Genomic DNA, 10,702 nt, shown 5'->3' on the forward strand with positions numbered 1-10,702 from the left:
TGCGCAGAACCTCATTTGTGCAGCACGACGGGCGTTGCGATCACGCTGAACTTGCGGGCTGTCCGTGGGCCGACCGCATGGCGAGCGGCTGGGCCGGGCGCGGGGGCACCTGCGGCCCCGGGCCCCGTTGGGCACTGCCAGCGCCTCTTCCTCCGTGTGAGGGGGAGGAAGAGGCGCCGCAGCGTGGGCGGGGGCGGTGATCGTGCCCCAGCCGAACCAGCCGTCGCGAGGCGGCTCGTTCAGCACCCGGACCGACCAGGACACCCCCGGACCGGCGCAGAAAGCCGGGGAACCCGACGCCGCGCCGTTGCGACCACGATGCCGTCCCGCTCTCCACATCATGTCCAGGCTACGGAACTGGCTTGGTTGTCCATCGCTTCGCCGACCCAGCGCGTGTCAGAAGTGAAGAACTGGCGTGCTTCCGTGAAATTTGCTCCCGAGAACAGTTCGACGTAGCAGTTACTGAAGAGCTTCAGGGAAGTGACGTGATTGTTCCAACCCGATTCGATGTAATTCTGCTGATAGTCCCACTTTCCGTCGTTCTTGCATGCCGCATTTCCCGTGGAGGTCAGGGAGGATCCCTCGTAGTCCCAATCGTCGTAGAAGATGCTAAGGACGAAGGGGGAAGCGGCGCTGGCGGAGGTGCGTGAGCTCTGCGTGCCGGCGGGGGCCTTGGCCGACGCGTTGAGCTTGTCGAGGAAGTGCTTGTCCTTGGCGGCTTCCTCCTGTGACGCGTTGTTGATCCGGCCGCCGGTCGCAGCGGCGATGCTCTCGCGGAACGTGTCGTAACAGGTGGTCTTCCGCGTGGCGGTGTCGACGACGCAGTGGGATTGGGGCTCCTTCTGGGGGGCCGCCGCGGCTGAGGCCGGTGCCAGAAGGACGGCCGCGCACGCGGCGGTCATCAGCCCGGTCACACCTGTTCTCACTCTCATGCTCTCCTCTGTCTCCATCGAGGGTGGGACGCCCCATTGGCCACACCAGTAAGGCTGTTCACCCGCTGACTATGTCAAAGCAGGAGAGGGAGAACGTGCACGGAAGGTTGCTTCGCAACCCGCCGAACACGCCACTTCGCGCCGACACGCCCGCGGCCGATGCCGAACGCCGCGCCGCTCCCGTCCCCGGGGAGGAGGTGCCCGTCGCGGGCGCGCGGGAGATCCGTGTCCCGGTCAAGGGCGTACGGAAGGCATGAAGCTTCCTCTTGATCGTGGACACCTGGAGACTGGGATCCTGAGGTTCCAGAGGAAGTAGCACCAGGTGGGAAGCAAGGGTGGATTCAACTGATCGTCGCAACACCTCGTAGTCGGAGGTGGAGTAATGGGTGTTGGCCCGCAGCAGCGCAGGGTTCGTGAGTACCGGGGGCAGATGCCGTCGCCGGGCCGGCCAACGGTTGCGTGGCGTGAGGACCGCGTGCGGTTCTGGGCTGCGATCGCCCGAGGGCTCCGGTCGGAGGAGGCAGGAGTCGAGGCCGGGGTGTCGCCCGCAGTCGGGACACGGTGGTTTCGCCACGCTGGCGGCGTGGGACCGAATCTCTCCCCGACGGTGTCGGGACGCTATCTGTCGTTTGCGGAGCGCGAGGACATCGCCCTGTGGCGGGCTCAGAACATCGGGGTCCGTGAGATCGCGCGTCGGCTGGGCCGCTCGCCGCCGATGATCTCGCGGGAGCTACGCCGGAACGCGTCAACGCGCACCTACCGTCTGGAGTATCGGGCGACCACCGCGCAGTGGCATGCCGAGCGCAGAGCACAGAGGCCGAAGACCGCGAAGCTGGCGGGGAATGAGCGGCTGTGTGGATACGTGCAGGACAGGCTCGCCGGGGTGATCCGGGCTGCAGACGGGAGGCCTGTGCCGGGGCCTGCAACGCCCCAGTGGAAAGGCCGCAACAAGCCCAGGCGGCGAGACCGGCGGTGGGCGACGTCGTGGAGTCCGCAGCAGATCTCGAACCGGCTCAGGGCCGACTTCCCCGATGATGAGTCCATGCGCATCTCGCACGAGGCGATCTACCAGGCCCTCTATGTCCAGGGCCGCGGCGCGCTCAAGCGCGAACTGGTCGCCTGTCTGCGCACCGGGCGAGCGTTGCGCGTCCCGCGTGCTCGAACGCGGCGGCGTCCCGGTGGCCATGTCACGCCTGAGCTGATGATCAGCGAACGACCGGCTGAGGCCGAGGACCGAGCGGTCCCGGGGCACTGGGAGGGCGACCTGATCATCGGCCTGAACCATTCGGCGATCGGCACGCTCGTCGAGCGCACGACCAGGTTCACGATGCTGCTGCACCTGCCCCGAATGGACGGTTACGGCCTCGAACCACGAGTGAAGAACGGCCCGGCACTGGGCCGAAGTCCTGGACCTCGGATACGGACCGCTGTGCAGAGGCAAGGATTCCCGGGGAGCGTGCCTTCGCGACCAAGGGCGATCTCGCGAAGGACATGATCAGACGAGCCCTGGGCTCCCTGCTGCCTGTCGCCCGGGTAACCGCCGACTCTGCCTACGGCCAGGACCAGAGGCTGCGCCGCATGCTCGAAGAGGTCGGGGTCGGCTGTGTTCTGGCCGTGCCGAAGTCCCAGCACATTCACGCGGCGGGCCGCATCGACTTCGCCTTCTCCCGAGCCCCGGATGACGCCTGGGAGCGTCAGTCGTGCGGGGCCGGAGCGAAGGGACCACGCGTCTACGACTGGGCCGCCGCGAGGCTCCCGCCGATCGACGACTTCGACGGTCCTGAGCCCACCCACGGCCGGTGGGTGCCGGCCCGTCGCAGTCTGGCCCGCCCGGACGAGATCGCCTACTGCCTCGCCTACGCACCAACCGGCACCACCGTCGCCGAACTGGTGCGGGTCGCCGGGACGCGGTGGGCGATCGAGGAAGCCTTCCAAGCGGCGAAGAACGAGTGCGGCCTGGACCAGTACGAGGTACGCCGGTATCCGGGCTGGTACCGGCACATCACCCTGGCCATGCTCGCCCATGCCTTCCTCGCCGCCATGGCCGCCGCGGCAGCGCAAAAGGGGGCAGCAGAAACGGTTCCGGCGCGCTGGTCCCGCTCACCGTGGCAGAAATACGGCGGCTCCTGGCAGCGGGGCGCCCCGCAATGACGCGCCGTCGGCGCATCGACCACATACCGCACTGGTCCCGATGGCGGCGCCGACACCAAGCAGTAGCCCGCCGCTGTCATTACCGCCGCCGTACCCGAGGTCACGAACTCACCCAACCTGACAACACGTCAGCCGAGTATACTCAGATACACGCTCCTGACCAGCAGGAACAGCGAATTGCGACTGGAGTAGTACTGTAACGACACTTCGTGACGTGGTGTGTTCGGCGTCGTTGAGCAGTCCGCGGTGGAAAAGTTAGCTGATGGGTGGTCAGGTACGTTCGGTGACTTCGTGGCGCGCAGTGCCCGGCAGACGCCGGCCACCGAGGGGTTGCGCCCCTTGCGCTTGCCGGTGGGGATGATCGGGGCGGGCTGGATCTGCTCGACGGACTCGCCGTTCGCGCGGCGCCGCAGCACGGTGTGCAGCATGTCGTCGGTGATGACCGGCGGTCGGCCGCCGTGCTTGCCCTTGCGAGAGGTGGTGTCGAGCCCTTCCAGTGTGGACATCGCGGAGGTTCTCCCGCTCGGCACCCTGCGGGAAATGACAGCTCAGCCGACGCGCGCAGTCCACTCCGGCGGCGTCCACAACCGGGCATCGGCGCTGCCGACCTGGATCAGCGTTCCGGTATGCCGATCCTGACGTACCGGGCGGAACCCGTCGATCGCGAACACCTGCTGTCCACTGGTGATGTCGACGCCCTGCAGACCGGCCTCACCGACGATCAGCAGATGCTCTCCGTCGGTGAAGAAGCCGAAATCGCCGACCGGCCAGGGGAACGTTGCGACTGCCTTGATCCACCGGACGCCCGGCGAGCGCAGTTCGATCGAGGTGGGGTCGAGGACGTGGACGGTACCGCTGCCGGCATCGTCCCGGTCATACACCGCGATCCGCCTGTCGTCGATCCACACCACCGGCCAGTTCCACTTCGAGACCTCGGGATACACCGCATGGCTGGGCCCGTCCTCGGACTCGTACGGGTTGTCGTGCAGCCAGGCGGTCAGGCTCCACACCGCCGGCATCCCCCACGGCTGCCACACCCAACCGCCGTCGTAGACACGGGTCCCGTCAGGACTCAGCGACAGCGCGCCGTGGAAGTAATCGAGGTCGTGCTCCGCACCTTCCTCATCTCTGTCCGGGCTGTCTCGCGCCGTAAGCACCTCGCCGGACGCGAGATCGGTGACATCCAACCGGTTCCAGTCAGTGCGATGGACGACAACCGGCCGACCACCGTGTTCGGTGAACGCCAACGCGAACGGGACGGTTTCACAGCAGTAATCCCCGCCGTCCAACTTCAACGCCGGCGAACCGGTGGTGAGATCGACGACGGTGCCGTACCGACCGCGGTCTTGAACCACCGCCGCCCAACGGCCACACCGAGACGCATGAAGCCGCAGTCGAACGCCGTCACCGTATTCGGACGCCGGCCTCTCCTCCCGATACCGGGCCACGTCCTGCACCTCGCCGGTCGTCGGCGTCCACCGCGCCAGCCGTCCGCCCTCGGACAGCACCAGCCACGCCGGCCCCGCGTCACCGAGGGCCGCCGGCAACGCTGCCACATCCACGACCGGCCGCAGCGCGTCGGGAACCGCCACGTCCACCGTGATCGTCGCCATATTGATCTCCTCGGTGTGCCCGTGCGACTCCCCGCGGCAACGTGAACAGCAGGTGATACGGCACCGTATCGGCAAAGTCGGTGAACGCCGCGGTGCCGGTCACGGCGGTGAGGTCGGCACGGATCTGGTCCATGTCGGGCTCATTCTCGCGCAGGTCCGCCTCGGTGTCGTCCACCGAGAAGCCCCCTCCGACCGTCATGACCGGACCAACCTCACCGAGCACGGCCCCCGACAGCCCCAGAAGATCCAAACCACTGACAAGCACACCCCGGATCCGCTGAAGAGAGTTATTTGTTACTTCACCGTAACTTCGGGAGAACAGGGCCGTGATGGGAAAATTCGGTCCAGGCCCAGGCCCAGGCCCGGAGAGTCGGGCCGGCTCTCGTCGGGCCGGTATCCGTCGGGCGCCGCCGGGAACTGTTGTCGGGATCGGTCAGTCGTCGTCGTGGGGTTTGTCGAACTCCTCGATCAGCACGGGATACTGCTCCCCGCCGTGCCCCGCGGCGATCGCCCGGTCGGCCATCGCCTTGAACAACTCGGGCAGTTCGGCGTTGACGCCCACCGCCCTGCTCTCCTCGATCAGGTGCTCCATCGCCCGTGCGTCGGTCTCCAGGGCCGACACCTCGGCGGGGAAGGAGCCGTTGTCGATCTGCTCGGCATAGCCGGGCAGCCATTCGGCCACACCGGCGGCGATCCGCTGGGCGAACGGCGCGTACGTCGCGGCGTCGACACCGGCCGTACGGAGCAGGGCGGTGCCCTGGAGCCAGGCGTTCAGGATGCTCCACATCATGGCCAGCCCCGCCACGTCGTACAGGGCCGCCAGGCCGTGGTCCGCACCGAGGTGGGTGACGGTGCCGAGTGCTTCGAGCGTCGACCGGTGCGTCTCGAAGTCCTCCTGCGGCCCGCTGTGCAGGACCACCGCCTCGGCGGTACCGATCGTTGGTGGGACGGCCATGATGGCGCCGTCCAGGTAGCGGGCGCCGATCCGGTCGGCCCATCGGGCCGTCTCCCGGGCCCGGGCCGAGTCGCCGGAGGTCAGGTTGACCAGCGTCGTACCGGCCGGCACGACATCGTCCGCGCCGAGCAGTTCGTGCACGGCCGTGTAGTCGGTGAGGCAGATGACCGTCAAGGGGGAAGCCTTGAGCGCGGCACCGATGGTAGGTGCCAACTGTGCGCCTCCGGCGACCAGTCGGTCGGCCTTGGCGGCCGTACGGTTCCACACGGTGGTGGGGTGGCCGGCTTTCAGGAACGCGCCGGCGAGCGCCTGACCCATCAGCCCGAGCCCGATGACGGTCACGGGCGCAGCGGTTGTGTTGTTCATGGCAGCATCCTCAACGTTGATACCGGTATGAAGGTCAAGCGAGGTTTTGATGAGGATCGGTGAACTGAGTCGCCGAACGGGCGTCAACGCCCATCAGCTGCGCTACTACGAAGCCCAGAGCCTGCTGGAGGCGGACCGGGGCGCGAACGGATACCGGGAGTACGACGAGAGCGCCGTGTTGCGGGTGAAGCAGATCCGGCACCTGCTCGGCGCTGGTCTGTCCTCCGAGGACATCGCGTACCTGCTGCCCTGCGCGGTCGGGGAGGCTCCGGAGCTGGCCGGGTGTCCCGAACTGCTGGCCGCGATGCGGTCACGGCTGCGGCAGCTGGATGACCGGATGGGAAGCCTCGCCCGGTCCCGTGACGCCCTTGCCGGCTACATCGACGCGGCCGAGCGCATGGGTGGCGAGAACTATCCCCCCTTCGACCATGTCGACCCGGAGCCCGTTCCCGTCTGAGCGGGGCCGCGGCCGGTCTCCCGGCCCGCCTCAAGGGCGCAGGTACCGCCGCAGGGCACCGGCCAGGCCCTGGTGCCAGGTGTGGAGGTGGGCGGCGCGGCGGGCGTTGATCTCGCAGGAGTACGACGAACCGTCGTGCAGTGCGAGGGTGACGAGCAGCCGGGTGCGGCGGACGGTACGGCCGGTGGCATTGGCGATCTCGGACCAGGCGAACTCGGCCTCCACGTCCGGCTGTTCGGGGTCATCGTCCTTCGCGCCCCGGTCTGGGGCGCCGCTCCGGTACAGGGTGAACATCACGCCGTCGGCGTCCACCAGGATGCTGGAGTCGGAATCCGCGGCGATGAACACCACCTCCTCCTCGGAGGGGGAGGAGGTGTGCGGGGCGGGGACGGGCGGTGTGGGGACGTGCGGGACGTGGGCGGGCTTCGGCGGAATGTCCAACCACGTCGGTACGTACGGGACGGCCTGCGCCACCGGAGCCTGACCCGGAGTCGGGGTCGGCAGCGGGTGGGGAGTGGGAGCCGGACCCGGAGCCGGATTCGGAATCCGGGCGGGAGCCGGCGGGGGTGTCGGGTCCGATGCCAGCAGCCGGCGCGGGTCGGGGCCGGGCTCCTGGCCTCCCTCCGTCGGTTCCGCAGGTGCCTCGAACCAGTCCAGGAGTTGGTCGGTCGTCGGGCGCCGCTCCGGCTCCTTCGCCAGGCAGGCCGCCGCCACATGCCGTACCCCGCCGGGCACGGCATCGAGGTTCGCGGGTTCGTGCACCGTGCGATACATCATCCCCATGGGCGTTCCCTCGCCGAACGGGCTGCCGCCCGCCGCCGCGACAAGGACCGCCCCGAGCGCGAACACATCCGCCGCACCGGTGACTTCGTCGCCCGTCGCCTGCTCGGGGGCGAGGAAACCCGGTGTGCCGAAGGCGTGACCCGTGGCCGTCAGCCGGGTGGACTCGACCGCCCGCGCGATGCCGAAGTCGAGCACCCGGGGACCGTCTTCGGCCATGATGATGTTGCCGGGCTTCAGGTCGCGGTGGACGAGCCCGCACCGGTGGATGGCCTCCAGCGCCTCGGCCAGGCCGGCACCGAGCGCCCGCAACGCCCTTTCGTCCATGGGGCCCTGCATCCGGAGGAACTCCGCGAGCGTGGGCCCGGGGACGTACGCGGTGGCGAGCCAGGGCGTCGGGGCGTCCGGATCGGCGTCGACGACGGGCGCGGTGTGGAAGCCGCCGACGGCACGCGCCGCGGCGACCTCGGCGAGGAACCGCTCGCGGAAGACGGGATCGGCGGCCAGCTCGGACCTGGCCACCTTCACGGCGACGGCCCGCCCGCCGCGGGACCGGGCGAGATACACACTCCCCATCCCGCCCTCGCCCAGCTTGCGTTCGATGGTGTACGAGCCGATACGACTGCCGGGCGCACCGAGCGCCCCGCCCCCTGTACTCACGCGGTCCCCCAGAGTCCTTTCCGCCGACCACCCGGGCCGATTCCCGTCGATGTGGTGGAGGAGATCGTCTCACCACTCCGGCACGAGGAACGCGGAGGGAGGAGGGAGCAGGACGGGGGATGGACCTGTCACCGGGGCGTTCGACGGGACCGGGGCGGCCGGGGCGGGGCGGGTTCGAGCACGGACATCACGGCATCTCGGGGGCGGACGCGGCGAGGGCGAGCGCACGCCGGGCTTCCTCGGTGATCCGCCAGGTCAGCGCGGCGGGATCGGGCTGGAAGTAGAAGTGCCCGCCCTCGAACAGGTGCAGGCCGAGGAAGTGCTCCGCCCGCTCCGCCCAGCCGGACAGCCGGGCGGGCGGCGCCACCGTGTCGCCGGTGCCGCCGAAGACGGACAGCGGCACGGGCAGGGGCACCTGGTCGGGAGCGGGCCGCCAGGTCTCCACCAGCCGCAGGTCACCCCGGATGACCGGCCCGAACAACTCCCACATCTCCTGGTCCTCCAGGACCACGGCGGGCGTGCCGCCCATCGCGGCCAGCTCCCGGCGCAGCCCGGCATCGTCGAGCAGGTACCGACGGGTTCCGTCACCTTCGGGACGCGGCGTGCCGCGCGCCGACAGCCCCAGCCAGACCGGCGGGGTACGGCCCTCGGCGAGGATCCTGCGGGTGAGTTCGTAGGCGACGAGACCGCCCATGCTGTGACCGAACAGGGCATAGGGGCCGGTGAGTTCGGCATCCAGTTCGGTGAGGAAGTGGTCCACGAGCCGATGGGCGTCCCCGATGGCGGGCTGGTCCGCCAACAGACCGTGCCCGGGGGCGTCGACGAGCCGTACCTCCCAGCCGGCCGGGAAACGGCCGGGCCAGTCGCGGTAGAGCAGATGGGAACCACCCGCGTGGTGGAACACGAACAGGCGTAGTTCCATGCTTACTCCGTCTTGTGGGACGTGGTTTTCGGTCGGAGTACCGGACCTTAGCCGATGCGCGCGAACGGTGATTGCCCCTCCGGCCCGGTTCGAGCATGTGTGCACCTCACCTGGACGCTCCACGACGCCGCGCACGAGGGGAAGCCGGTCCCGCACGGGGTGCGGGACCGGGCCGGAGAGGGGCCGGAGAGGGTTTCGTCAGCCGGTGCAGGTGACCTTCACCGCGGATATCGCGTGGTGTTCGTAGTGGTCGTCCTCGCCCCGGTCGTGCAACCGCACGGAGAGCTTCATGGCGTCCACGGGGAAGGTGCCCGGCACGTTGTACCAGGTGCCGCGGCGATCCGTCTGGCGGATGGTGAAGGAGCCGACCAGGTTGTTGGTCCTGGGCAGGAAGCGGTCGTAGACCGTGTAGTAGCTCGGGTTCCCGCCCACCTGGACGACGTTGGAGCTGCCCGGGACGTGGACGGAGACGCTGCACTTCTTGGCGGTGGAGGGCAGGTCGAACAGCCAGGTCGCCGAGCCGCCCGAGTCCTTGGAGGCGCTGCCGGACATCGGCATGGAGAGGTACTTCCCGTCGCAGCCGGAACCGCCGTACCCGCCGGAGTGGGTGGCCCAGCCCTCCTTGCCGTCGGTGTAGTAGCCGTCCTGCTGGAAGCGCTGGGTGTCGCACTCCGGTCCGGACACGCCGCTGTACACCACGCTGGTGGTCGACTTGGGTGCCGTGCCGGTCGAGGGGGCCTTGGCGGGGGTGCCCGGGTCCTTTTCGCCGGAGGAGCTGCCGCCGGTACCGCTGTTCGAGGGCCGTTCGGTCCCGCCCCCGGTGGACTTGGAGGACTCGGAGGACTTGGTGTCCTTCGTGTCACCGGTCTTCGTGTCGGTGGTGTTGTTCACGGGCTTCCCACCGGCCCCGGTGTCCGCCCGTAGATCCCCGGCCGGACCCTTGCCGTGCCGGGCCGCGGTGTCCTTCCGGTCCTTGGAACCGGCCGGCCCCTTGCCCTGGGCGCGGTCGGGGTCGGTGCCCGGGACGTAGCCGCCGCCCTCGCCGTTGTCCTTCCACGCCGCCGCGGTTTCCTTGGTCTTCCTGTCGGGCTCGTCCTGCTGCGCCCCCGCCACGATGAAGGGGGTCGCCAGGAGCAGCGCGCCGGCGAAGGCGGCCGCGACCACCATCGGACGCGAGACGCGGCCGGGGCGTTCCGGTGCGTCGTCCGGACCTGCCGAGCCCTCCGCGGGGGGAACGGACGAGGCCGTTGCGGAAGCGGTCGCGGTCGCGGTGGAGGAGGCCGTGGAGGTGGCGGTGGCGGTCTGCTCGGTGGTGGCGGACGCGCTCGCGGTGGCCGATTCGGCGGAGGCAGAGGCAGAGGCGGAGGCAGAGGCGGGAGCAGAGGCGGAGGGGGTCGCTGCCTTCGCCTCGGGTCCGCTTTCCGCTTCCGCGGTGTCCGACGAGGTGGTGGGGGCGCCCACGGCCACGGAGGCGGTGCTGGGGCGGGGGGCGGCCTTCCGGGGCTTCGGTGCCTCCTCCTGGGCCGCTGCCGCTGCTGCGGCTACTGCTGCCGTCGCGTCGTCGCCGTCCGGCTGCTGCTCGGACTCGGACGTGTTCCTGCCGATGGAGACCCCGACCGCGTGCACCACCGCCGCGGTTTCCTCAGCGGGCTCAGCAGGCTCGTCGGGTTCCTCCGGGCCGGACTCCGAAGTGATGGCCGGCATCCGCGCCCCACTGCTGACCTTGCCGCCGGTCGTCATGCTGGTGCCGCTCTCCGTCGACGTGCGGGACGACGGCTCGGACGGTGCGTCCATGGCCTCTCCCCGACCGCGAGCGGACTCGCTCTCCTCGTCGGCTCGCTCTCGCTCCACCGATCGCCCCTCTTT

At 69.6% G+C, this 10,702-nt stretch carries 9 protein-coding genes and 2 pseudogenes; 3 read left to right on the forward strand and 8 right to left on the reverse strand.

Going from position 1 to position 10,702, the window contains the following annotated elements; all coding sequences use genetic code 11:
* Window positions 1-338 precede the first annotated feature (338 nt).
* Window positions 339-914, reverse strand: a complete 576-nt coding sequence (locus OCT49_RS37025) for a hypothetical protein (protein ID WP_283856553.1) — start codon at window positions 912-914, stop codon at window positions 339-341.
* A 400-nt stretch (window positions 915-1,314) separates the two neighbouring features.
* Between OCT49_RS37025 and OCT49_RS37030 the strand changes: the two are divergent.
* Window positions 1,315-2,332 (forward strand): annotated as a pseudogene (locus OCT49_RS37030) (IS30 family transposase); the annotation flags it as partial.
* A pseudogene (locus OCT49_RS37035) lies at window positions 2,331-3,083 on the forward strand (IS701 family transposase); the annotation flags it as partial. The pseudogenes OCT49_RS37030 and OCT49_RS37035, both read left to right, overlap by 2 nt.
* 128 nt (window positions 3,084-3,211) lie before the next feature.
* On the opposite strand, the gene OCT49_RS37040 reads toward OCT49_RS37035, so the two are convergent.
* The 4 genes from OCT49_RS37040 to OCT49_RS37055 all read right to left on the reverse strand — a co-directional run bounded on the left by OCT49_RS37040 (window position 3,212) and on the right by OCT49_RS37055 (window position 6,017).
* A complete protein-coding gene (locus OCT49_RS37040; RefSeq protein ID WP_283856554.1) occupies window positions 3,212-3,589 on the reverse strand; it encodes a helix-turn-helix domain-containing protein in 378 nt (125 codons plus the stop codon).
* Window positions 3,590-3,631: 42 nt separating this feature from the next.
* A complete protein-coding gene (locus OCT49_RS37045; RefSeq protein WP_283856555.1) occupies window positions 3,632-4,696 on the reverse strand; it encodes a YncE family protein in 1,065 nt (354 codons plus the stop codon).
* Complete coding sequence (locus OCT49_RS37050) at window positions 4,611-4,961, reverse strand: hypothetical protein (RefSeq protein ID WP_283856556.1); 351 nt, start codon at window positions 4,959-4,961, stop codon at window positions 4,611-4,613. Before OCT49_RS37050 ends, OCT49_RS37045 begins: the two co-directional genes overlap by 86 nt.
* Window positions 4,962-5,129: 168 nt before the next feature.
* Window positions 5,130-6,017, reverse strand: coding sequence for an NAD(P)-dependent oxidoreductase (locus OCT49_RS37055; protein WP_283856557.1), 888 nt, complete (start codon window positions 6,015-6,017; stop codon window positions 5,130-5,132).
* Window positions 6,018-6,066: 49 nt separating this feature from the next.
* On the opposite strand from OCT49_RS37055, the gene OCT49_RS37060 reads away from it, so the two are divergent.
* Window positions 6,067-6,474 carry a MerR family transcriptional regulator gene (locus OCT49_RS37060; protein ID WP_283856558.1) on the forward strand — a complete coding sequence of 136 codons (408 nt, stop codon included), beginning with the start codon at window positions 6,067-6,069 and terminating at the stop codon, window positions 6,472-6,474.
* A 30-nt stretch (window positions 6,475-6,504) separates the two neighbouring features.
* On the opposite strand, the gene OCT49_RS37065 is transcribed toward OCT49_RS37060, so the two are convergent.
* The 3 genes from OCT49_RS37065 to OCT49_RS37075 all read right to left on the reverse strand — a co-directional run bounded on the left by OCT49_RS37065 (window position 6,505) and on the right by OCT49_RS37075 (window position 10,630).
* Window positions 6,505-7,830: a serine/threonine-protein kinase gene (locus OCT49_RS37065; protein WP_502963520.1), complete on the reverse strand. Its 1,326-nt coding sequence runs from the start codon at window positions 7,828-7,830 to the stop codon at window positions 6,505-6,507.
* A gap of 271 nt (window positions 7,831-8,101) precedes the next feature.
* Window positions 8,102-8,836 carry a thioesterase II family protein gene (locus OCT49_RS37070; RefSeq protein ID WP_283856560.1) on the reverse strand — a complete coding sequence of 245 codons (735 nt, stop codon included), beginning with the start codon at window positions 8,834-8,836 and terminating at the stop codon, window positions 8,102-8,104.
* A 198-nt stretch (window positions 8,837-9,034) separates the two neighbouring features.
* Window positions 9,035-10,630 carry a hypothetical protein gene (locus OCT49_RS37075; RefSeq protein WP_283856561.1) on the reverse strand — a complete coding sequence of 532 codons (1,596 nt, stop codon included), beginning with the start codon at window positions 10,628-10,630 and terminating at the stop codon, window positions 9,035-9,037.
* Window positions 10,631-10,702: the final 72 nt, after the last annotated feature.

This window comes from Streptomyces sp. ML-6, assembly GCF_030116705.1.
GTDB lineage: Bacteria > Actinomycetota > Actinomycetes > Streptomycetales > Streptomycetaceae > Streptomyces.

Excerpts from the sequence above, each read along its gene's own strand:
- OCT49_RS37040 (WP_283856554.1), bottom strand. The coding sequence starts at position 3,589 with ATGTCCACACTGGAAGGGCTCGACACCACCTCTCGCAAGGGCAAGCAC.
- OCT49_RS37045 (WP_283856555.1), bottom strand. The coding sequence starts at position 4,696 with ATGGCGACGATCACGGTGGACGTGGCGGTTCCCGACGCGCTGCGGCCG.
- OCT49_RS37055 (WP_283856557.1), bottom strand. The coding sequence starts at position 6,017 with ATGAACAACACAACCGCTGCGCCCGTGACCGTCATCGGGCTCGGGCTG.
- OCT49_RS37060 (WP_283856558.1), top strand. The coding sequence starts at position 6,067 with ATGAGGATCGGTGAACTGAGTCGCCGAACGGGCGTCAACGCCCATCAG.
- OCT49_RS37065 (WP_502963520.1), bottom strand. The coding sequence starts at position 7,830 with ATGGGGAGTGTGTATCTCGCCCGGTCCCGCGGCGGGCGGGCCGTCGCC.
- OCT49_RS37070 (WP_283856560.1), bottom strand. The coding sequence starts at position 8,836 with ATGGAACTACGCCTGTTCGTGTTCCACCACGCGGGTGGTTCCCATCTG.
- OCT49_RS37075 (WP_283856561.1), bottom strand. The coding sequence starts at position 10,630 with ATGGACGCACCGTCCGAGCCGTCGTCCCGCACGTCGACGGAGAGCGGC.